18 protein-coding genes are annotated in these 21,168 nt (G+C 69.2%); 13 read left to right on the plus strand and 5 right to left on the minus strand.

Annotated features, from left to right (window positions below; all coding sequences use genetic code 11):
* Positions 1 to 18 precede the first annotated feature (18 nt).
* The 5 genes from ACVCMG_RS13440 to ACVCMG_RS13460 all read left to right on the plus strand — a co-directional run bounded on the left by ACVCMG_RS13440 (position 19) and on the right by ACVCMG_RS13460 (position 5,362).
* Positions 19 to 1,116, plus strand: a complete 1,098-nt coding sequence (locus tag ACVCMG_RS13440; RefSeq protein ID WP_447098074.1) for a dipeptide epimerase — start codon at positions 19 to 21, stop codon at positions 1,114 to 1,116.
* A complete protein-coding gene (locus tag ACVCMG_RS13445) occupies positions 1,116 to 1,973 on the plus strand; it encodes a MurR/RpiR family transcriptional regulator (RefSeq protein ID WP_395120163.1) in 858 nt (285 codons plus the stop codon). The genes ACVCMG_RS13440 and ACVCMG_RS13445 overlap by 1 nt, the downstream gene beginning before the upstream one ends.
* Positions 1,974 to 2,114: 141 nt before the next feature.
* A complete protein-coding gene (locus tag ACVCMG_RS13450) occupies positions 2,115 to 2,891 on the plus strand; it encodes a L,D-transpeptidase family protein (protein ID WP_395120162.1) in 777 nt (258 codons plus the stop codon).
* Entirely contained in the window at positions 2,888 to 4,144 is a 1,257-nt protein-coding gene (locus ACVCMG_RS13455) for a dicarboxylate/amino acid:cation symporter (RefSeq protein WP_395120161.1), read from the plus strand. Before ACVCMG_RS13450 ends, ACVCMG_RS13455 begins: the two co-directional genes overlap by 4 nt.
* A gap of 84 nt (positions 4,145 to 4,228) precedes the next feature.
* Positions 4,229 to 5,362, plus strand: a complete 1,134-nt coding sequence (locus ACVCMG_RS13460; RefSeq protein WP_395120160.1) for an NAD(P)/FAD-dependent oxidoreductase — start codon at positions 4,229 to 4,231, stop codon at positions 5,360 to 5,362.
* Positions 5,363 to 5,408: 46 nt separating this feature from the next.
* Here the strand turns inward: ACVCMG_RS13460 and ACVCMG_RS13465 are convergent, their stop codons facing one another.
* The 5 genes from ACVCMG_RS13465 to dgcN form a co-directional block, all read right to left on the minus strand.
* Positions 5,409 to 6,059 carry a Vgb family protein gene (locus tag ACVCMG_RS13465; protein WP_447114344.1) on the minus strand — a complete coding sequence of 217 codons (651 nt, stop codon included), beginning with the start codon at positions 6,057 to 6,059 and terminating at the stop codon, positions 5,409 to 5,411.
* A 36-nt stretch (positions 6,060 to 6,095) separates the two neighbouring features.
* Positions 6,096 to 7,316: a helix-turn-helix domain-containing protein gene (locus ACVCMG_RS13470; protein ID WP_447114345.1), complete on the minus strand. Its 1,221-nt coding sequence runs from the start codon at positions 7,314 to 7,316 to the stop codon at positions 6,096 to 6,098.
* Between the two features lie 113 nt (positions 7,317 to 7,429).
* Entirely contained in the window at positions 7,430 to 9,232 is a 1,803-nt protein-coding gene (gene ggt / locus ACVCMG_RS13475; protein WP_447114346.1) for a gamma-glutamyltransferase, read from the minus strand.
* A gap of 104 nt (positions 9,233 to 9,336) precedes the next feature.
* On the minus strand, positions 9,337 to 10,323 hold the full coding sequence (gene dgcA, locus ACVCMG_RS13480; RefSeq protein WP_395120156.1) for an N-acetyl-D-Glu racemase DgcA: 987 nt from the start codon (positions 10,321 to 10,323) through the stop codon (positions 9,337 to 9,339).
* A complete protein-coding gene (gene dgcN, locus ACVCMG_RS13485; RefSeq protein WP_395120155.1) occupies positions 10,308 to 11,351 on the minus strand; it encodes an N-acetyltransferase DgcN in 1,044 nt (347 codons plus the stop codon). Before dgcN ends, dgcA begins: the two co-directional genes overlap by 16 nt.
* 205 nt (positions 11,352 to 11,556) lie before the next feature.
* On the opposite strand from dgcN, the gene ACVCMG_RS13490 reads away from it, so the two are divergent.
* The 8 genes from ACVCMG_RS13490 (at position 11,557) to ACVCMG_RS13525 (ending at position 21,135) form a co-directional block, all read left to right on the plus strand.
* Complete coding sequence (locus ACVCMG_RS13490; protein ID WP_395120154.1) at positions 11,557 to 12,459, plus strand: LysR family transcriptional regulator; 903 nt, start codon at positions 11,557 to 11,559, stop codon at positions 12,457 to 12,459.
* 265 nt (positions 12,460 to 12,724) lie between these two features.
* On the plus strand, positions 12,725 to 15,214 hold the full coding sequence (locus tag ACVCMG_RS13495) for a TonB-dependent receptor plug domain-containing protein (protein WP_447114347.1): 2,490 nt from the start codon (positions 12,725 to 12,727) through the stop codon (positions 15,212 to 15,214).
* Between the two features lie 184 nt (positions 15,215 to 15,398).
* Positions 15,399 to 16,676, plus strand: coding sequence for an APC family permease (locus ACVCMG_RS13500; RefSeq protein ID WP_447106749.1), 1,278 nt, complete (start codon positions 15,399 to 15,401; stop codon positions 16,674 to 16,676).
* Positions 16,676 to 17,848 (plus strand): DmpA family aminopeptidase, encoded by a 1,173-nt coding sequence (locus ACVCMG_RS13505; RefSeq protein ID WP_447114348.1) that lies wholly within the window; start codon positions 16,676 to 16,678, stop codon positions 17,846 to 17,848. Before ACVCMG_RS13500 ends, ACVCMG_RS13505 begins: the two co-directional genes overlap by 1 nt.
* Positions 17,849 to 17,911: 63 nt before the next feature.
* Positions 17,912 to 18,511: an anthranilate synthase component II gene (locus tag ACVCMG_RS13510; protein WP_395120150.1), complete on the plus strand. Its 600-nt coding sequence runs from the start codon at positions 17,912 to 17,914 to the stop codon at positions 18,509 to 18,511.
* Positions 18,508 to 19,557 (plus strand): anthranilate phosphoribosyltransferase, encoded by a 1,050-nt coding sequence (gene trpD, locus ACVCMG_RS13515; protein WP_447106700.1) that lies wholly within the window; start codon positions 18,508 to 18,510, stop codon positions 19,555 to 19,557. The genes ACVCMG_RS13510 and trpD overlap by 4 nt, the downstream gene beginning before the upstream one ends.
* A gap of 70 nt (positions 19,558 to 19,627) precedes the next feature.
* Positions 19,628 to 20,422: an indole-3-glycerol phosphate synthase TrpC gene (trpC, locus tag ACVCMG_RS13520; RefSeq protein ID WP_395120148.1), complete on the plus strand. Its 795-nt coding sequence runs from the start codon at positions 19,628 to 19,630 to the stop codon at positions 20,420 to 20,422.
* Positions 20,419 to 21,135 (plus strand): HAD family hydrolase, encoded by a 717-nt coding sequence (locus ACVCMG_RS13525; RefSeq protein WP_447114349.1) that lies wholly within the window; start codon positions 20,419 to 20,421, stop codon positions 21,133 to 21,135. Before trpC ends, ACVCMG_RS13525 begins: the two co-directional genes overlap by 4 nt.
* Positions 21,136 to 21,168 lie beyond the last annotated feature (33 nt).

The raw sequence follows: 21,168 nt of genomic DNA on the forward strand, positions 1-21,168 counted from the left end.
TTCCATGAAGGCCTCCCCATGAAAATCACCGACATCCAGTTCGGCATGCTGCGCGTACCGCTGAAGACCCCGTTCAAGACCGCGCTGCGCACGGTCAACACGGTGGACGACATCGTGGTGATGATGCATACCGACACCGGCGAGGTCGGCTACGGCGAGGCGCCCGCCACCGCGGTGATCACCGGCGACACCCATGGCTCGATCATCGACGCGATCCGCCACTACATCTCCCCGCGGCTGATCGGCCAGGAGATTGCCAACCTCAACCAGATCACCCAGCTGATCCAGTCCTCGATGGAGAAGAACACCAGCGCCAAGGCGGCGGTGGAGATCGCGGTGTACGACCTGTGGGGCCAGCTCTACGGCGCGCCGCTGTACAAGCTGCTCGGCGGCGGCGATCCGGTGATCACCACCGACATCACCATCAGCGTCGACTACATCGACAAGATGGTGGCCGATTCGGTCTCCGCGGTGGAGCGCGGTTTCGAGTCGCTGAAGATCAAGGTCGGCAAGGACATCGGCGTCGACATCGAGCGGGTCAAGGCGATCTACGCCGCGGTGGAAGGGCGCGCCCTGCTGCGCCTGGATGCCAACCAGGGCTGGACGGCCAAACAGGCGGTGTATGCGCTGCAGACGCTGGAGGAGGCCGGCATCAAGCTCGAGCTGATCGAGCAGCCGGTCAAGGCCAACGACCTGGCCGGCATGCGCTACGTCACCGAGCGCGTGCACACGCCGGTGATGGCCGACGAGAGCGTGTTCGGCCCGATGGAGGTGATCGAGCTGATTCGCCTGCGCGCGGCCGACATCATCAACATCAAGCTGATGAAGACCGGCGGCATCTCCAATGCGATCCGCATCGCCGACATCGCCGGCATGCACGGCATCGAGTGCATGATCGGCTGCATGCTGGAAACCTCGATCAGCGTGGCGGCCGCGGTGCACGTGGCGGTGGCCAAGTCCAACGCGATCACCAAGATCGACCTGGACGGCCCCTCGCTGTGCCAGTTCAACCCGGTCGACGGTGGGGTAATCTTCAACGAATCGGAGATCTCGGTAACGGACGCGCCCGGCCTGGGCATTCGGGAGATACGCGGCCTGGAGAGGATCGAGGACTGATGTCGCCGCTGGTCAAAATCCGTTCGGAACGCGACCAGATGTCCGCGGTGGAGCGGCGCATCGCCGATTTCGTGCTGGAGAACGCGCACCTGCTGCGCGACTACTCTTCGCAGCAATTGGCCAATGCGCTGGGCATCAGCCAGTCCAGCGTGGTCAAGTTCACCCAGAAGCTCGGCTTCAAAGGCTACCCCGACCTCAAGTATTCCGTGGGCGAGGCGATCGCCCGCGCCGACAACGGCGACACCCTGCAGGTCGAGTCGACCGCCGGCGGCGACGGCACCGGCGCGTTCGCCGGCAACCTGTGGCGGCGCAAGTCCGAGGCCGAGGAAGCCACCCGGCTGATCAACCCGCCGGAGATGCTCAATGCGGTGGCCGACGCGATCGGCCAGGCCGGCCGCGCCGGCAAGGTGTTCATCATCGGCCTGGGCGAGGACGACATCTATGCGCGCAATTTCGCGTTGCGCCTGTCGCTGCTGGGCATCCTCACCGTGCACAACTTCGACACCGCGCGGATGACCGCCAACGTCTCCGCCGCCGGCGCCGGCGACGTGCTCATCATGTTCTCCGAACACGGCAACCACCCGGCGCTGTGCAAGATCGCCCGCTATTTCCGCGAACGCCGCGGCCAGCTGATCACGGTGACGCGGCACACCGCCAATCCGCTGCGCACGCTGGCCGACATCGCGCTGGTGGTGTCCGCCCATGACGAGCTGCCCTACATCCAGCCGCTGCTGTACCAGTCCGCCCTGCAGCACCTGCTCGACGGCGTATTCGTGCAGCTGTGCGAAAGCCACGACGACCGCCGTGCCCTGCTGCTGGGCAACCTCGACCGGATCCAGCAGATGCTGGAGCCATGAGGACGGGAATTGGGAATTGGGAATCGCAGGAGCCCGCTCGCGCGCGATGTTCTCGCCACGAATCCCGGTAAAAAAAGCGTCGCCCGCGAGCGGGCTCCTGCAACTTGACGAGATGACGATGATGTGCCGGATGGAAACCCGATGACTGTTCGCCGCCGCATGCTTGCCTTGCTGACGTTCGCCGCCGTGCTTGCCGGCGTCGCGCACGCCGGTGCCGCGGACGCGCCGTGGCGCAACGCCCGCCAGATGATCGTGGTCACCACCGCCGACTGGCACGCCGACCACGGCACGTTGCGCGCGTTCGAGCGCGACGGCGACGGCTGGCGCCAGGTGCGCCCCGCCGCGCCGGTCACCGTCGGCAAGCGCGGTTCCGGCTGGGGCATGGGACTGAACCCTGCGCAGACCGGCGGGCCGGTCAAGCGCGAAGGCGACAACCGCAGCCCGGCCGGCGTGTTCCGCATCGGCACGGCGTTCGGTTATGCCGCGCATGCGGCCACCGCGCTGCCGTATCGTGCGCTCGGCGCCAGCGACTGGTGCATGGATGTCAGCGGTTCGCCGCACTACAACCGCATCGTCGATGCGGACGTGGTGGGTGCCGAGGCCGTGAAAGGTTCCAGCGAGCCGATGCGCCGCGACCTGCATGTCGATGGCGACCAGCGTTACCGGCTCGGCTTCGTCATCGAGCACAACGCGCAGGCGGCGCCGGAAGGCGGCAGCTGCATCTTCGCCCACCTGTGGAAGTCGCCCACCGACGCCACCGCCGGCTGCACCGCGATGACGCCGGCGGTGATGCAGTCGCTGCTGGCCTGGCTCAAGCCGCAGGACCATCCGGTGTTCGTGCTGCTGCCGCAGGCCGAGTACGAGCGCCTGCGCAACACGTGGCAGTTGCCCGTCCTCCACGCGGACGGCGCGCGATGAGCGCCACCGCGCGCGTGCTCACCGGCCTGGCCGCCGGCGCGGTGATCGGCCTGCTGCTGGCCGGCTGGGATCAATCCGTGGCGCTGCAGGTGGCCAACGCGGTGCACCCGGTCGGCAAGCTGTGGTTGAACGCGCTGCAGATGACGGTGGTGCCGCTGGTGCTGGCGCTGGTGGTGGTGGGCGTCAACACTGCCACCGACGCGGCGGCCTCCGGCCGCATCGCGCGCCGCGCGATCGTGGTGTTCATCGTGATCCTCACCGGCGGCGCGCTGTTCGCCGCACTGGCGGCGCCGCTGGTGTTTTCCTTGTTTCCGCACAACCCCGAGCTGGTCGCCGCGCTCGACCACGCCAGCGTGCCGGCGGTGTCGGTGGCGCCGGTGCAGTGGGTCGACACGCTGGTGGCGATCGTACCCAGCAACGCGATCATGGCCGCGGCGCAGAGCGCGATGCTGCCGCTGGTGGTATTCGCGCTGTTCCTCGGTTTCGCGCTGACCCGCATCGCACCGGCGCGGCGCGCGATGCTGGTGGAGTTTTTCCAGGCGATTGCCGACGCGATGATCGTGATCGTGCGCTGGGTACTGTGGGTGGCTCCGCTGGGCGTGTTCGCGCTGATCCTCTCGGTGTGCGCGCGCTCCGGACTGGGCATGCTCAGTGCGCTGGGCGTGTACGTGTTGACCGAGTGCCTCCTGTATCTCGCCGTCACCGCGATGATGCTGCCGGTGGCGCTGGTGTTCGGCGGCGAGCGGCTGCGCCGCTTCGTGCCCGCGCTGGTGCCGGCGCAGGCGGTGGCGATCAGCACGCAGTCCTCGCTGGCCTCGCTGCCGGCGATGCTGGAAAGCGCCGACCGCCGCCTCGGCTATCCCAAGCAGGTCGCCGCGCTGGTGCTGCCGATGGCGGTGAGCCTGTTCCGGCTGACCAGCCCGGTGCAGTACATGACGTCGGCGGCGTTCATCGCGTGGGCCTATGGCGTGGATCTGTCCACCGCGCAGCTGCTGGCCGGTGCGCTGCTGGCGGTCGTGGTCAGCCTCGGTTCGGTGGGATTGCCGGGCCAGGTCACCTTCGTCGCCACCAACCTGCCGGTGGCGCAGGCGATGGGCCTGCCACTGTCCCCGTTGGGCCTGATGCTGGCGGTGGATACGGTGCCCGACGCCCTCGCCACGCTGGGCAACGTCACCGCCGACCTAACCGCCACCAGCGTGGTCAACCGGCAGTCGCGCAGCGATATGGCGGGAACTGGCGACACGGAATCGTAGGAGCCCGCTTGCGGGCGATGCTCTTGCGCATCCCGATTCAAAGGCATCGCCCGCGAGCGGGCTCCCACAACGACAGAGCTGAAGATGGAACGGATCGAAACCGATGTGATCGTGATTGGCGCCGGCATGGCCGGCGCGTCGGTCGCGTATTTCCTCGCACCGCATGTGCGGGTGCTGGTGCTGGAGCGCGAGGCGCATGCCGGGGTGCACTCGACCGGGCGCTCGGCTGCGCTGTTCAGCGAAACCTACGGTTCGCCACAGGTGCGCGCGCTGACCCGTGCCGCGCGTCCGTTCCTGGCGGCGCCACCGGCGGGATTCTCGGCCGAGCCGATCCTGAGTCCGCGTGGCGCCACCATCATCGCCGGCGCGGAACGCCGCGACGACGTGCGCGCGTTGTACGAGGCCATCGTGCCGTTCAGCCGCGACATCGAGCTGCACGACGCGGCCCGCGTGCAGGCCGCGGTGCCGGTGCTGCGGCCGGAGTTCGCGCAGATCGGCCTGCACGAGCCGGGCGCGGCCGACATCGACGTCAACGAATTGCACCTCGGCTTTCTGCGCGGTTTGCGCGCGCATGGCGGCGAGTTGCGCGTGGACGTCGCCATCGACGCGATCGAGCGCGAGGCGGGCGGCTGGCGGGTGCACAGCGGGGCGCAGTCGTTCCGCGCGCCGCTGCTGCTCAACGCCGCCGGCGCCTGGGTCGACCACGTGGCCGCGCTGGCCGGCGTGGCGCCGCTGGGCATCGTGCCGAAGCGCCGCTCCGCCTTCGTGTTCGAGCCGCCCGAAGGCGTGGCCACGGCACGCTGGCCGTTCGTCACCGACTTCAGCGAGAGGTTCTATTTCAAGCCCGACGCCGGCCTGCTGCTGGGCTCGTGCGCGAATGCCGACCCGGTCGAACCGCACGACGTGCAGCCGGAGGAATACGACATCGCGCTGGGCATCCACCGTATCGAGGAAGCCACCACGATGACGATCCGCCGGCCCCGGCGCACGTGGGCCGGCCTGCGCTCGTTCGTCGCCGACGGCGACCTGATCGGCGGCTTCGATCCCGATGCACCGGGTTTCTTCTGGGTCGCCGCGCAGGGCGGCTACGGCATCCAGACCAGCGCGGCGATGGGCGAAACCTGCGCCAACCTGGCGCTGGGCCGACCGCTGCCGCAGCGCCTGGTCGATGCCGGGCTGTCGATGGAGATGTTGAGCCCGGCACGCCTGCGGCGCTGAAGCTCCTTGGCCGTCATTCCAGCGAAAGCTGGAATCCGGCGCCTCGTCAGCCAGCCGCCGCGACGCTTCGCGGCCGCTTCACCACGCGCAGTTTGCCGCTGTGGCCGCCGCCGCAATAGAACACGGCCTGGCCGTCTTCGGCAGCGAGCCCCGAGATGCCGGCGCCGGGCGGCATGTCGAGTTGCTCCAGCACTTCGCCGGTCGTCGGATCGATGTGCCGCAAGGCGCTCTCGTCGTTTTCCCAGGTGCCGTGCCAGCACTCGCCGTCGACCCAGGTGACGCCGGTGACGAAGCGGTCGGATTCGATGGTGCGCAGGATCGCGCCGGTCGCCGGATCGATCTGCTGGATCTTGCGCCCGCGATACTGGCCCACCCACAGCGTGCCCTCGGCCCACGCCAGGCCCGAGCTGCTGTCGCCCGGCGCGGGAATGGTGGCCAGCACCTCGCCCGTCTGCGGATCGATCCGGTGGATGCGGTCCTCGGCGATCTGGAACAGGTGGCGGCCGTCGAACGCGGTGCCGGCGTGCGCGGCGATGTCGATGCTGCGCAACACGCGGGCGCTGGCCGGGTCCCACACGTTCAACCGTGCGCCGGAGGCGAACCACACATGTTCGCCATCGCAGGTGACGCCATGCACGCCATCGGTGCCGGGGTAGGGGCCGTGTTCGGCGACGATGTCGGCTTTGCTTCGTTTCATGTCCGGACTCCTTGGGGATGGAAGACGCGGGCCATGCTATTCAAACGACAGCGGCGCCGGGAGTAACAAGGTCGTCGCGAATCCCGGCGTAAGCGGCGTCATCCAGCGGCGCGCGCGACCGTGCCCGGAGCACTGCACGCTGCCGGCTGCCGCCAGCGTTTCGAGTGCCCGCTGCACGCTGCGCTGGCTGCGCCCCAGCGCGAGAGCCAGCGCCGAGCTGGACCACGATTCGCCGTCGCCGAGCAGGGCCAGCACCGCCGCGTGCGCGGACTCGACCGGCCACGCCAGCACGCCGACCTGGTCCGCGCGATGCGCCAGCAAGGCGTAACCGTGCGGGGTGGCGTGCACCTCGGCCAACCCGCTCAGCGCGCGGCGCAGGCGCCCGAGTTCCACCCGCAAGCGTGCGCGATACGACTCGTCGGCGTGCCTGGCGCGGAACGCGCGGGCGACCAGCGCGTCGCGCGGCACGTCATGCGGCCACGCCTCGGCCAGTTGCCGCATCAGCGCGAACAACACCGGACGACTGGCCAGCGGAACCGTCTTGCCACGGTGCCGCACGGCATGGCGGCAGGCATCGACGACGAAGGTCTCCGACGCCAGCAGGGCTTCGACATCGCGCAGCGGCAACAGGCGTTCCTCGCCGCCGGCCAGCCAGCGTGCGGCGGGCGCGTGCAGGGTGCGCGTGGCGGCGTCCACCTCCGCCATCAGCGCGGGGATGCCTGCGCGTTGCGCGGCGCGGGCGGCGCGAGCGAGCGCATCACGTGCCGCCGTCGCGCGCAGGCGGCGCATCGCGACGCCCGCCGCGACCAGTTCGTGCACCGCCAGCAGTGCGGGCGGAAGCGGCGTGCCGGCCGCCGCGGCCAGCGCCTGTTCGGTTTCGTCGAGACGCCCGAGCAGGAGCAGGCGGCGGATGCCGAGGTAGCGCGCGTGCGCCGCGTTGACGTGGTCGCCGTGCGCGTCGAGCGTGGCGCGCGCTGCGTCGAGGGTGGCGGTGGCACCGGCCAGCTCGCGCGAGGCCAGCGCGATCTCGGCCTCGGCCACCACGCAGCGTGCGCGCGCCGTCGCCTCGCGCGGGCCGAATGCGCGCGCCGCGCGCCGCAGCAGCAGCGTCGCGCGCGGGAAATCGCCGAGCTGGGCCATGGCCAGGCCGCGCAACGCCAGCGCCGGCGCATCCTCGCGCAGGGCGACCCGCGTCATCGCACCGAGCGGGTCGCCCGCCGCCAGCGCCTGCGCCGCAGCGGTGATCAGCGCATCCATCGCGGCGGCCTCGCTGCGACGGGTTCGGGCAGTCGCGCCACGTGTTCACTCCGGCCTTCGTGGTTCGGCTGCCTAATCTAGCGCAGGCCGCCCACCGGACGGCGTCGCGGAGGTCAGTACCCGGCAGCGAGCCCCGCGGGACGGCGCGGATCGTTGGCGCCTTCCAGCAAGCTCGTCTTCGGATTGATCAGGATCGCCTCGACCGCGCCGCCGCTGAATTGCTTGAACGTGTAGCCCATTGCTTCCAGGGTTTTCTGCGACTCGGGCGTGAGCAGCCCCTGGCCGGCATAGACCACGTCCGGATACCACTGCTGGTGCAGGCGCGGCGCGTTGACGGCCTGCTGCATGTTCATGCCGAAGTCGACCACGTTGATGATGCTGGCCAGCGTGGACGAGATGATGGTGGCGCTGCCGGGGCTGCCGGTGAGCATGAACGGCTTGCCGTCGCGCAGCACGATCGTCGGCGTCATCGAGCTCAGCGGACGCTTGCCCGGTTCGACCTGGTTGATCACGCCCTGCACCAGGCCGGCGCCGTTGGCCACGCCGGGCTTGGAGGTGAAATCGTCCATCTCGTCGTTGAGGAAGAAACCGGTATGGCCGGCGATCTGCTTGTTGCCGAACAGGAAGTTGACGGTGTAGGTGACGGCGACGGCATTGTCGTCCTTGTCGACCACCGAGTAATGCGTGGTGTGGTTGCCCTCGGGGGCGCCGAGGCTGCCCTTGACCTCGGAGGACGGCGTGGCCCGGTCCGGCTGGATGGTGGCGCGAAGCCTGGCCGCGTGTTCGGCCGAGAGCAGCTCGTCGATCGGGTTGTGCACGAAGGCCGGGTCGCCGAGGTAGGTGTTGCGGTCGGCAAAGGCGCGGCGTTCGGCCTCGACGATGTAGTGCACGCTGTTGACCGAGCCGTAACCCCACGTGGCCAGCGGGTAGGGTTCGATGATCTGCAGGATCAGGCACAGCGTGGTGCCGCCCGAACTCGGCGGGGGCGCCGAGACGACGGCGTAGCCGCGGTACTTGCACTGGATCGGTTTTTCCCACTGCGCGGTGTAATTGGCGAAATCGCGCATCGACAGGATGCCGCCGTTGGCGTCGCTGGCCTTGACCACGGCCTCGGCGATCGGGCCCTTGTAGAACGCGTCGATGCCCTTGTCGGCGATCATTTCCAGGGTGTTGGCCAGATCCTTCTGCACCAGTCGTTCGCCCACCTTGAAGGGCTTGCCATGGTTGAGGAAGATCGCCGCCACGTTGGCGTGCCTGGCGAAATCCCCGGTGTGCGGTTCGAGGCTGTCGATGTCGCCCTGCTTGAGGATGTAGCCCTCGCGCGCCAGCTTGATGGCCGGCGCGATGACCTGCTTGAGCGACATCGTGCCGTAGGCCTTCAGCGCGGTGTCGAAACCCATCACCGTGCCCGGCACGCCCACGCCGAGATAGCTGTCGGTGCTGCGCCCCTCGACCACGTTGCCGTCGGCGTCCTGGAACATGGTCGGCGTGGCTTTCAGCGGGGCTTTCTCGCGGAAGTTGAGGAACAGGTTGCGACCATCCCTGAGGTGGATGGTCATGAACCCGCCGCCGCCGATGTTGCCGCAGCACGGGTGCACCACGGCTTCGGCAAAACCCACCGCCACGGCGGCGTCCACCGCATTGCCGCCGCGCTTGAGGATGTCCACGCCCACCAGCGTGGCCAGGTGCTGCGCGCTGACCACCATGGCGTGTTTGGCGGTGACCGGTTTGGCCCTCTCCAGCGCCATGCGGGTGATGACCGGCTCGCGGCCGGTCGAATCGGGATTGACGTCCTGCGCCCACGCCAGCGCGCTGCACGCGGTCAGCGCCAGCGCCAGCGCGGCTTGCCGCCAGCGCGCGGCGCGCGCGCGTTGCGCCTGGCGGACATCGGCGCGCGCGGTGTTGCGATCGGACATGGGTTCACCCTCCACGATTGTCGGATCGAGCATAGTCGCCGGCGTGCGCCAGCCACCAATGAAAAGACGATCAGCTGGCATAACCGGCGGTTGTGGCGGGGCGCTCAGCCACCCCAGAAGCCGGACAAGGGCGGCAGCAGCGAGCCGCCGTGCAGTTGCACGCCGTCCGGGTGGTCGTGCTGCAGCCAGAACGGCCCGTCCAGGTCGACGAAGGCCGCCTCGCGCGCCAGTTCCAGCGCCGGCGCGATGCCCAGCGACGAGCACACCATGCAGCCGACCATCACCTTGAAACCTTCGCGGCGCGCGGCGCGCAGCAGGTGCCATGCCTCGGTCAGGCCGCCGGTCTTGTCGAGCTTGATGTTGATCGCCTGGTAGCGCCCGCGCATGCGCGGCAGGTCGCGCGTCTCGTGGCAGGCCTCGTCCGCGCAGATCGGGATGCTGCCGGAAAAACCCAGCAGCGCGTCGTCGGCGTCGGCCGGCAGCGGCTGTTCCAGCAGGTCGACGCCGGCGCGCGCCAGCGGCTGCTGCATGTCGCGCAGCAACTCGATGGTCCAGCTCTCGTTGGGGTCGACGATGAGCCGGTCATGCGGCGCGGCGCGGCGCACGGCGTCGATTCGTGCGGCCGGGTCGTCGGCGTCGACCTTGATCTTGATCAGCCCGGTGCCGGCGATGCGCGCGGCGGCCGCGCCCATGCGTTCGGGCGTGTCGATGCCGATGGTCAGCGCGGTCACCAGCGCGGCGCGTTGCGGCCGCGCCAGGCGCAGCCAGACCGGCACGCCGCTCAGTTGCGATTCGAGGTCCCACAGCGCCGCGTCCAGGGCGTTGCGCGCGGCGCCGGCCGGCAACCGTGCCTGCAGTTCGTCGCGGCCCATGCCGGCGACCAGTTGCGGGCGCAGTTGCTCCATCTGCTCGATCACCGACGCGGCGGATTCCCCGTAGCGCGCGTAGGGCACCGCTTCGCCGCGCCCGCACTTGTCGCCCTGGCGCATGGCGACGGTGACCACGTCGGCGTTGTGCTTGACCCCGCGTGAGATGCGGAACGGCGCGGCGAGCGGGAAACGGCGCTCCTCGATGATCAGTTGGCGCAGCATGCGAGCAGGTTGTCCACGATCGCTTCGACGCCCATCGTCACCGGGTCCTGGCAAGGCAGTTCGAGCAATCCGCTGATGCGGCGGCAGGCGGTCGCGGCGTCGGCGGCGGAGAGGTTGGAGGTGTTCACCGCCACGCCCACCGCCTTCACCGCCGGATTGGTCAGCTGCGCGGCAACCAGGTTGGCCTGCAGGCAGCGCTTGAGTTCCGGCAGCGGGTAGTCGGGCAGGCCGCGCATGTGCTGCCGGGTGGGCTCGTGGCACAGCACCAGCGCGTCGGCTTGCGATCCATGCAGCAGGCCCAGCGACACGCCGGCGTAGGAGGGATGGAACAGCGAGCCCTGGCCTTCGATCAGGTCCCAGCCGCCGTCGAGGCGTGCCGGCGAAATCTTCTCGGCGGCGCCGGAGATGAAGTCGGCGACCACCGCGTCGATCGGGATGCCGGAGCCGGCAACCAGGATGCCGGTCTGTCCGGTGGCGCGGAAGTCGGCGGCGAGTCCGCGTCGGCGCATGGAGCGCTCGATCGCCAGCGTGGTGTACATCTTGCCGACCGAGCAATCCGTGCCCACGGTGAGCAGGCGCCGGCCGGCGCGCGGGCGGCCGTTGCCGACCGGCAGGCCCGGCATCGGGTCGCGCGCATCGAACAGTTCGCGGCCGTGGCGTCGCGCCGCGGCGACGATGTCCGGGTTGTCGCGCAGCTTCTGGTGCAGCCCCGCGGCCACGTGCAGGCCGGCCTCCAGCGCGGCGATGGCATCGGCCACGATGTGCGAGGACATCACGCCGCCGGCATTGGCCGCGCCGATCACCATGGTGTTGGCGCCGGCCTTGCGCGCTTCGCCGACGCTCATCTCCGGCAGGCCCAGTGTCGGCTTGCAGTCGCCGCGCCGCAGCTGGCCCACGCACCAGTCCGGGCGCCAGTAGGCCAGGCCCCGGGCGGTCTTGATCGCCAGGTCGTCGGCGGCGCTGCCGAGGTACAGCAGGTAGGGCGGGCCCCAGTGACCGGGCTCGGCGGCGTTGCTTGGATCGGACATGGTGCGCGTACTCCCGCGGGCATCCGGTAGCCCGTCACGACACGGCGTCGAGCATAGTGATCGGCCACGGCGCGGCACCAATGAAAAGACCGACACCTGGCATAACTGCGGGTTGTGGAAACCGGTCGACGGGAGTTGCCCGGCGGCACCGGCTGTGCTGCACTTCGAAGGCAGCGCCGCCGCGGCCACAGGGTGAACTCTCGACATGCGTCTTCGCTACATCGAACTGTTCCATGCCGTGATGACCACCAACAGCCTCACCGGCGCGGCGAATCTGTTGAACATTTCGCAGCCGGCGGCGAGCAAGGCGCTGCAGCAGGCGGAGCACCAGCTCGGGTTCACCCTGTTCCATCGCGTGCGCGGGCGGCTGCATCCCACCGAGCAGGCGCTGCTGCTGCGTCCGCGCGTGGAGAAAATCATCCGCGACCTGCACGACCTGCAACGGCTCACCGCGAATTTCGCGCGGCCCGAGAGCGAACCGCTGCGGGTGACCTGCACGCCCACCCTGGCGCAGTCGCTGGTGCCGGACGCGACCACCTTGCTGCGCAAGGCTTGGCCCGCCGCGACCGCGGAGCTGTCCACGCGGCACTCGGCCGAGATGTGCGAGTCGCTGACCCTGCGCGAAACCGACATCGGCCTCACCCTGCAGGACGCCAGCCACCCCGAGTTGCGCCAGGAGCCGCTGTGCCAGGGCCGCGTGATGGTGATCGCGCCGCCGGGCCGCTGGTCGCCCGCGGAACTGGCGCAGCCGCTGCCGGTGACGGCGCTGGCCGGCGAGCCGATGATCGGCATCGCCGTGCAGGATGCGCTGGGCAGCCTGCTGCAAAGCCACCTGATGCATGTCGACCCGCCGCCGCAGATCTCGGTGTGGGTGCAGACCTATCAACTCGCCTGCGCACTGGTGGCACAAGGCGCCGGGCTGGCGCTGGTCGACCCCTTCACCGCCTCCCAGGGCGACGGCGACGTGGTGCAGACGCGGCCGTTGGCGCTGGAGCTGGACGTGGTGCTGTACGCGGTGTACCGGCTGGACAGCCAGCTGAATCCCTTGCAGGAACACTTCATCGAACTGGTGCGCCAGCTGGCGCGGCAGACGCTTGCGCCGGGCTGATCGCGCCCACGCTCACGGGCATCTACAACTTTCGGTTATGCCAGGTGCCGGTCTTTTCATTGGTGGCTGGCGGCGGCTTGTGACTATGCTCGACCAGACGTTGCGGAGCGTGCCTTCGGGCCCGGCCTGAATACGCTTGTTCTCGGGGACATCGCCAACGCCTTGCCGGTGCGGAGACGCCCGGATACATCGCTTGACTGAAGTGGACCAAGCAATCGCCGGGGGCAGGGCGGTTCCGGTGCAATCCTAACGTTGGGGGTCTCTGATGAACGAGCGTTTCGGCCGAATCATTCCCAAGCTGTTGTCCGTATCGGTGGCGCTGGTGCTGGCGGGCACCGCTGCCGCGCAGGAAACCGCGTCGGCACCCGCCGCGCCGGCGGATGCGGCATCATCGAGCCAGCAAAAGCAGAAGAAGGATGCCGTCAACCTGTCGCAGGTGATCGTGACCGGCACGCGCACCAGCGACCGCACGCAATCCAGTTCGCTGGTGCCGGTGGACGTGATCCCCGCGCAGGTGCTGAACGACTCCGGCGCGGTGAGCCTGGGCAACGCGCTCGACCTCGCCGTACCCTCGCTGAATTTCCCGCTGGCCTCGATGTCCGACACGTTCGCCTTCGTGCGGCCGTTCCAGATGCGCGGCCTCAACAGCGACCAGGTGCTGGTCCTGGTCGACGGCAAGCGCTGGCACTCGAGCGCGCTGATGCTCACCTTGGGCCAGGTCGGCCAGGGCTCGCAGGGCGTCAACATCAACACCATCCCGGTCGGCGCCATCGACCACATCGAGGTGCTGCGCGACGGCGCCTCGGCGCAGTACGGCTCCGACGCGCTGGCCGGCGTCATCAACATCATCCTGAAAAAGGGCGGCGAGGGCGGCGAGGTGCAGGGCGACTACGGCAAGTATTCGGCCGGTGACGGTGCGAGTTCACGGCTGCAGAGCAGCCTCGGCTTCGCGCTGGGCGACAAGGGCTGGATGCGGCTTTCCGCGCAGGTCGGCAAGCAGGACCCGACCAACCGCGCCGGGCTGGACAACCGCCCCGGCTTCACCGAGCTGGGCCGCAAGTACCACGTCGGCATCCCCAATTCCAACAACTACAACACCTTCCTCAACTGGCAGTACGACTTCACGCCGAAGGTGCATCTGTACGGCTACGGCCACTACGGCCGGCTGATGGCCGAACCGATGGCGTTCTACCGCTACGGCACCAACGCGCCGGAGCCGAAGAACGACCTGATGCAGTACCTGTTCCCGGACGGCGACGGCTTCAACCCGGTCGAGCATGGCGTGTCGCGCGACAAGTCCTTCGTGATGGGCGTGCGCGGCGAGACGGAGTCGGGCTGGGACTGGGACACCGCGGCCACCTGGGGCGCCAACCGCGTGTCCTACGGCACCTTCAACACGGTGAACTTCGCCTTCTGGAACGACTTCGGCTACACCCCGACCGACATCCACGACGGCACCCTGACCGCCTCGCAGGCCACCCTCGATTTCTCGATGGGCAAGTCGCTCAACGACTACTGGCACCTGGGCTTCGGCGCGCAGTACCTGCACCAGGGCTACAAGATCGTGGCCGGCGACCTTGCCTCGTACTACGTGGGCACCTCGGGCGTCACCGGCGGCGCGCAGGGCTTTGCCGGCTGGGGCCCGGAGGACGCCAGCAACAGCACGCGGCATTCGGTGGCCGAGTACGCGCAACTGGAAGGCAACATCACCGACCGGCTGAGTACCTCGATCGCGGCGCGCCACGAGGACTACTCCGATTTCGGCACCAACCTCTCCTACGCGTTGTCCGGCCGCTACGACTTCGACCACGGCTTTGCCTTGCGCGGCACCTATTCCACCGGCTTCCGCGCGCCGGGCCTGGGTCAGCAGCACGCCTCGGTGACCACCTCGGTGTCCTACCCCGCCGGCAACTCGCTGGGCTTGCCCGAGGGCATCTACCTGCGCGGCCTGGTGCCGCCGGACAACAAGACCGCGCAGCTGCTGGGCAGCGAGCCGCTGAAGCCGGAGACCACCCGCAGCATCACCGTCGGCGCAGTGTGGGCGCCCACGCGCGCCTTCACCACCACGGTGGACCTGTACGACATCCGGCTGAAAAACCGCATCCTGATGTCAAGCTCGATGTCGCTGGTGACCCAGTCGGTCAAGGACTACCTGGCCGCCAACGGCGTGGTCAATTCCGAGTACGTGGCGCTGGCCTACTTCACCAACGCGGCCGAGATGCGCATCAAGGGCATCGGCGTGGTCACCAACTACATCAAGGAGCTTGCCGACGGCGGCTCGTTCCAGACCACGGTCAACTGGTCGTACCACAAGAACAAGGTGACCAAGGTGCTGCCCAACCCCGCGGTGCTCGACGCGCTGGGCAATGTCGGTTTCCAGCGCATCACGCGCAGCCAGGCCAAGGGCCTGCTGGCCGACCAGATGCCGCGCTCCAAGTTCATCTGGACCAACACCTGGAAGACCGGCCACTGGGGCTTCACCGGCACCGCGGTGCGTTACGGCGGGGTCACCGAGTACAGCTCGACCAGCTACATCTACGACGATGTCTACCCGTCCCGGTGGATCTTCAATCTCGCCGCCAACTACTACCACGATCGCTGGACCTTCACCCTGGGTTCGGACAACGTGTTCGACACCTATCCGCAGAAGGCACCGGACGGCAGCAACTTCCACGGCATCTTCCCGTATCCGAGCAGCTCGCCGTTCGGCGCCCAGGGTGCCTACGTGTACGGCAAGGTCGCCTATCGCTGGTGACCTGTCGCGGTGGCAGCGGTGCCTGGTTCGGTTTTGAATGGCGCCGGGTGCCGGGAATCTCCGAGCATCAAACAAGCGCTATCCGATCCTGTCCCTGGTGGGAGTCTTCTTGAGTCAATTGCCGATATCGCCGGCGTCCGTTGTCCCCGTGGGGCCGAAGGCAGCCGCGACCCATCAGCCGCACATGCTGCGCGCGGTCGGGCGCTGGCAACTGGTCGGGCTGTCGGTCAACGACGTGATCGGCAGCGGCATCTACCTGCTGCCGGCGGCGGCTGCCGCGCTGCTGGGGCCGGCCAGCCTGTGGGCGGTGCTGCTGGCGGGCATCGCGGTGAGCCTGCTGGTGCTGTGCTATGCGCAGGCCGCCAGCTACTTCGACCAGGCCGGCGGCAGCTATCTCTATGCGCGCGAGGCGTTCGGGCGCTTCGCCGGATTCGAGGTGGGCTGGATGCTGCTGCTGACCCGCATCGCCAGCGCCGCAGCGCTGAGCAACGGCCTGGCCGATGCGGTCACGCATTTCTGGCCGGCGGCGGGCGACGGCAATGTGCGCGTGCTGATCGTGGTCGGCTCGCTGGCGGCGCTGACCGGCATCAACGTGATCGGCGTGCGTGCCGCGGCGCGCACCGGGGTGACCCTGGCGATCGCCAAGTTCCTGCCGCTGGCGATGTTCGTGCTGATCGGCGCGTTCTTCGTCGACCTGGGCCAGGCCTCGCCGCTGGCGGTGGACTCGATCCCGATGGACGACCTGGCCAAGGGCGCCCTCTTGTTGCTGTTCGCCTATGCCGGGTTCGAGAACATGCCCGCGGCAGCCGCCGAATATCGCAACCCGCAGCGCGACGTGCCGTTCGCGATGCTGACCATGATCGCGATCGTCACCGCGACCTACGTGGCGGTGCAGTGGGTGGCGCTGGGTACGCTGCCGGGGCTGGCCGCGTCCAGCACGCCGCTGGCCGATGCCTCGGCGCGCTTCGGCGGCATGTGGCTGGCGCTGGTGCTGACCGTCGGCGCGGCCGTTTCCATTCTCGGTACCAACAGCAACACGATCATGTTCGGCCCGCGCTACCTGCTCGCGCTCGCCGACGACGGCGTGGGTCCGGCCGCGCTCACGCGCATCCATCCGCGCTTCCGCACGCCGGCGGTGGCCATCGTCACGGTGGGCGTGCTGTCGGTGATCCTGGCGCTGTCCGGCTCGTTCGTGCAGCTGGCGCTGCTCTCCGTGGTGGCGCGGCTGTTCGGCTATCTCGCCACGGCGGTCGCGGTGCTGGTGCTGCGCAGGCGCCACGGCCAGCGCGAGCGCGCCATGCGGCTGCCCGGCGGGCCGCTGATCCCGCTCGCCGCGACGGCGTTGTCGCTGGGCCTGCTGGCCAGCGCCGGCGTTGCCAACCTGGTCGCCGCCGCCATCGCGCTGCTGATCGGCGCGCTGATCTACCGCTTCTGGCGACGGCCACGGCGCGAGGCGGGCTGATGGGTCGCCGTGCCATCGCGATGGCACTCGGCTTGCTGGCCTGCCTGCCGGCATTCGGTCAGCAGCGCGACCTGCGTGACTACGGCGTCGCCATCGGCGTGCTGCCGCCCGGCGCCCTGAACGCCATCACCGACGTGCCCGGCGTCGAAGTAGGCCAGAAGACGCTGATCCGTGGCGACGACGTGCGCACCGGCGTCACCGCGATCCTGCCGCACGCGGGCAACCTCTTCCAGCACAAGGTGCCGGCGGCGGTGTACGTGGGCAACGGTTTCGGCAAGCTCGCCGGCAGCACCCAGATCGACGAACTCGGCAACCTCGAAACGCCGATCGTGCTGACCAACACGCTGAGCGTGCCGGTGGCCGCCGCGGCGCTGATCGAGCACGCGCTCGCCAACCCCGAAAATCGCGAGGTGCTGTCGGTCAATCCGGTGGTGGGGGAAACCAACGACGGCTATCTCAACGACATCCGCGGTCGCCACGTCGCCGTGCGCGACGTGCTGCAGGCGATCGCATCGGCAAGCGGCGGCAAGGTCGCGCAGGGCAACGTCGGCGCCGGCACCGGCACCGTCGCGTTCGGCTTCAAGGGCGGCATCGGCACCTCCTCGCGCAAGCTGCCTGACCGTCTGGGCGGCTATACCGTCGGCGTGCTGGTGCAGACCAACTTCGGTGGCACCCTGACCGTGGCCGGCGTCCCGGTCGGCAAGCTGCTGCACAAGTATTACCTCAGCGACGCATTGAACGACTCGCCCGACGGCTCGTGCATGATCGTGGTGGCCACCGACGCCCCGCTGGATGCGCGCAACCTGAAACGGCTGGCGAAACGCGCGATCCTCGGCCTCGCCCGCAGCGGCGGCATCGCCTCCAACGGCAGCGGCGACTACGTGATCGCCTTCTCCACCTACGCGGCGAACCGCGTGCCGTACGCCGCCGAACAGTCCGTGCGCCAGGTTGCCGTGCTGCGCAACGACGCCATGTCGCCGCTGTTCATGGCCGCCATCGAGGCGACCGAAGACGCCATCATCAACTCCCTGTTCCACGCCGGCGACATGCGCGGCTGGCAAGGCCACCAGGTGCAGGCACTGCCCGTCGATCGGGTACTGCGCCTGCTGCGGGAGCACGGCTATCCGCTCTCGCACCCCGCTCCGACGCCGACCGACGCGCATCCGCGCTGACCGGCCGCGGTTGTCCCGCTATCATGGGCGTCTCTGGGTATGTCCGCGGCGGCAGAGCACACCATGCTCCTGATGATCGACAACTACGACAGCTTCACCTTCAACCTCGTGCAGTACCTGGGCGAGCTGGGCCAGGAGGTGAGGGTGGTGCGCAACGATGCGCTCACCGTGGCCGGCATCCGCGCGCTGAAGCCCTCGCACATCATGATTTCCCCGGGGCCGGGCACGCCGGACGATGCGGGCGTGTCGCTGGACGTGCTGCGCGAGCTGGCCGGGGAGATCCCGGTGTTCGGGGTATGCCTGGGCCACCAGGCGATCGGCCAGGCGTTCGGCGGCAAGGTGATTCGCGCGAAGAAGATCATGCACGGCAAGACCTCGCCGATGATCCATCGCGGCCAGGGCGTGTTCGCCGGCCTGCCCAATCCGTTCGAGGCCACGCGCTACCACTCGCTGGTGGTGGAGCAGGCCTCGCTGCCGGATTGCCTGGAAGTCACCGCGTGGACGGAAAACCCGGACGGCTCGATCGACGAGATCATGGGCCTGCGCCACAGGACGTTGCCGGTGGAGGGCGTGCAGTTCCATCCCGAATCGATCCTGACCCGGCACGGCCACGACCTGCTGGCCAACTTCCTCGGCCTGCCGCGACGGAAGCTGGCGGCATGAGCGTGGTCGGCATCACGCCGCAGGAAGCCCTGCAGCGCACGATCGAGCACCGGGAGATCTTCCACGACGAGATGATCTCGCTGATGCGCCAGATCATGCGCGGCGAGGTGAGCCCGCTGATGACCGCGGCAATCATCACCGGCCTGCGCGTGAAGAAGGAAACCGTGGGCGAAATCACCGGTGCGGCGCGGGTGATGCGCGAGCTGGCCGCGCCGGTGCCGGTGACGGGCGACGATGCGCACCTGCTCGACATCGTCGGCACCGGCGGCGACGGCGCGTGCAGCTTCAACATTTCCACCGCGTCGATGTTCGTGGCCGCGGCCGCCGGCGCGCGCATCGCCAAGCATGGCGGGCGCAGCGTTTCGTCGAAGTCCGGCAGCGCCGACGTGCTGGAGGCACTGGGCGCGTCGATCGAACTGGCGCCGGCGCAGGTCGCCGCGTGCCTGGCCGAGACCGGCATCGGCTTCATGTTCGCGCCGAACCATCACCCGGCGATGAAGGTGGTGGCGCCGGTGCGGCGCGAGATGGGCGTGCGCACGCTGTTCAACATTCTCGGCCCGCTGACCAATCCGGCCGGCGCGCCGAACATCCTGATGGGCGTGTTCCACCCGGACCTGGTCGGCATCCAGATCCGCGTGCTGCAGGCGCTGGGCGCGCGCAGGGCGCTGGTGGTGTGGGGCCGCGACGGCATGGACGAGATTTCGCTGGGCGCGGCCACCATGGTCGGCGAACTGCGCGACGGCGTGGTGCACGAGTACGAGGTGGAGCCGGAGGATTTCGGCCTGGCGATGGCCTCCAGCCGCAACCTGCGGGTGGAGGACGCCGGCGAATCGAAGGCGATGCTGCTGGGTGCGCTGCACGGCGAACCCGGCGTGCCGCACGACATCGTGTGCCTGAACGCCGGCGCGGCCTTGTATGCTGCCGACGTGGTCGAGGACATCGGCGCCGGCATCGAACGCGCCCGTGCGGCGATCGCCAGTGGCGCCGCGCATGCGAAAATGCAGGCCTTCGTGGCCGCCACGCGGCGCCTGGCGGGAGTCCCGTAAACACGGTGCGGTTACACCACGCGTCGTGGCCGACTACGATGCACCCGTCACCCCACCCGAGCGAGATGCCATGACCGACATCCTCAATCGCATCCTGGCGCGCAAGGCCGAAGAAGTCGCCGAGCGCCGCAGCAAGGTCCCGCTGGCCGAGCTGAGCGCGCGCATCGCCGACCTGCCGGACACGCGCGGCTTCGCCGCTGCCATCGAGGCGAAGATCGAGGCTGGCTTGCCCGCGGTGATCGCCGAGGTGAAGAAGGCCAGCCCCAGCAAGGGCGTGATCCGCGCCGATTTCGATCCCGCCGCGATCGCGCGCAGCTACGAGAAGGCCGGCGCAGCCTGCCTGTCGGTGCTCACCGACGCCGATTTCTTCCAGGGCAGCGAGGCGTTCCTGCAGCAGGCGCGCAAGGCCTGTTCGCTGCCGCTGCTGCGCAAAGATTTCATCATCGACCCCTACCAGGTGCACGAGGCGCGCGCGATCGGCGCCGACTGCATCCTGCTGATCGTCTCCGCGCTGGACGACGACGAGCTGCTGCCGCTGGCGCTGCTCGCCGCCGAGCTCGACCTGGACGTGCTGTGCGAAGTGCACGACGAGGACGAGATGGAGCGTGCGCTGGCGCTGCCGGTGCCGCTGATCGGCGTCAACAACCGCAACCTGCGCAATTTCGAGACCGCGCTGGAAACCTCGCTGGCGCTGCAGGAACTGATCGAATACGACCGCGTGCTGGTTGCCGAATCCGGCATCCACACGCCCGAAGACGTGGCTCGCCTGCGCGCGGGCGGCGTGCAGGCGTTCCTGGTCGGCGAGGCGTTCATGCGCGCCGAGGACCCGGGCCGCGAACTGCGACGGTTGTTCGCCAACGCATGAGCGCCCCCGTCGAACCTGTCACGGCCGCGCCGGGGGATGACGCGGTTGCCGCGCCGTGCGAGAACACGCCGCGCGTGGTGCTGTTCGACTTCGATGGGGTGCTGATCCACGGCGATTCCTTCGCCCTGTTCGTGCGCAGCCGCTATGCCGGCTCGGCATGGCGCAAGGGCGTGGCCTTGCTGGCCTCGCCGTTGTTGCTGCTGACGTGGCCGCTGTCGCGGCGCCTGCCGCTGTACCTGCTGGTGCGGATCGCCTTGCTGGGCCTGCGTGAGCCGCGATACCGGGTGGCCGCCGATGCCTTCGCTGGCGTGCTGGCGCGACGCCCGAAGCAATTCTGCCGCGAGGGACTGAGCCGGCTGCGCCGGCATCAGGCGCAAGGCGATCGGGTGATCGTGGTGACCGGCTGCGAAGAGACACTGGCGACCGGCATCCTGCGCGAACTGGGGCTGGCCGGCGTGGAAGTGGTCGCCTCGCAACTGCGCCCCGGCTGGCTGGGCCTGCGCCCGCGCCGGCACAACGTGGGCCGGCGCAAGGTGCAGTCGCTGGCCGAGCACGGCGTCGCCGCCTGGCACGTGGCCTACGGCGATTCGATGCACGATGTGGCGATGCTCAGGCAGGCCACCGAGGCGGTGCTGGTCAACGGCACGCCGAAACTGTGCAAGAAGGTGGAGAAGGCGCTCGGCCGCACGCTGACCCGCGTCGAGTGGTTGTGAAGGCCGGAGTTCGGCGCGCGTAGGGCGGGCACC

The organism is Rhodanobacter sp. UC4451_H18 (assembly GCF_052978225.1).

Bases quoted from the DNA above. Each gene is read 5' to 3' on its own strand.
- ACVCMG_RS13440 (WP_447098074.1), top strand. From the start codon at position 19: ATGAAAATCACCGACATCCAGTTCGGCATGCTGCGCGTACCGCTGAAG.
- ACVCMG_RS13445 (WP_395120163.1), top strand. From the start codon at position 1,116: ATGTCGCCGCTGGTCAAAATCCGTTCGGAACGCGACCAGATGTCCGCG.
- ACVCMG_RS13450 (WP_395120162.1), top strand. From the start codon at position 2,115: ATGACTGTTCGCCGCCGCATGCTTGCCTTGCTGACGTTCGCCGCCGTG.
- ACVCMG_RS13455 (WP_395120161.1), top strand. From the start codon at position 2,888: ATGAGCGCCACCGCGCGCGTGCTCACCGGCCTGGCCGCCGGCGCGGTG.
- ACVCMG_RS13460 (WP_395120160.1), top strand. From the start codon at position 4,229: ATGGAACGGATCGAAACCGATGTGATCGTGATTGGCGCCGGCATGGCC.
- ACVCMG_RS13465 (WP_447114344.1), bottom strand. From the start codon at position 6,059: ATGAAACGAAGCAAAGCCGACATCGTCGCCGAACACGGCCCCTACCCC.
- ACVCMG_RS13470 (WP_447114345.1), bottom strand. From the start codon at position 7,316: ATGGATGCGCTGATCACCGCTGCGGCGCAGGCGCTGGCGGCGGGCGAC.
- ggt (WP_447114346.1), bottom strand. From the start codon at position 9,232: ATGTCCGATCGCAACACCGCGCGCGCCGATGTCCGCCAGGCGCAACGC.
- dgcA (WP_395120156.1), bottom strand. From the start codon at position 10,323: ATGCTGCGCCAACTGATCATCGAGGAGCGCCGTTTCCCGCTCGCCGCG.
- dgcN (WP_395120155.1), bottom strand. From the start codon at position 11,351: ATGTCCGATCCAAGCAACGCCGCCGAGCCCGGTCACTGGGGCCCGCCC.
- ACVCMG_RS13490 (WP_395120154.1), top strand. From the start codon at position 11,557: ATGCGTCTTCGCTACATCGAACTGTTCCATGCCGTGATGACCACCAAC.
- ACVCMG_RS13495 (WP_447114347.1), top strand. From the start codon at position 12,725: ATGAACGAGCGTTTCGGCCGAATCATTCCCAAGCTGTTGTCCGTATCG.
- ACVCMG_RS13500 (WP_447106749.1), top strand. From the start codon at position 15,399: ATGCTGCGCGCGGTCGGGCGCTGGCAACTGGTCGGGCTGTCGGTCAAC.
- ACVCMG_RS13505 (WP_447114348.1), top strand. From the start codon at position 16,676: ATGGGTCGCCGTGCCATCGCGATGGCACTCGGCTTGCTGGCCTGCCTG.
- ACVCMG_RS13510 (WP_395120150.1), top strand. From the start codon at position 17,912: ATGCTCCTGATGATCGACAACTACGACAGCTTCACCTTCAACCTCGTG.
- trpD (WP_447106700.1), top strand. From the start codon at position 18,508: ATGAGCGTGGTCGGCATCACGCCGCAGGAAGCCCTGCAGCGCACGATC.
- trpC (WP_395120148.1), top strand. From the start codon at position 19,628: ATGACCGACATCCTCAATCGCATCCTGGCGCGCAAGGCCGAAGAAGTC.
- ACVCMG_RS13525 (WP_447114349.1), top strand. From the start codon at position 20,419: ATGAGCGCCCCCGTCGAACCTGTCACGGCCGCGCCGGGGGATGACGCG.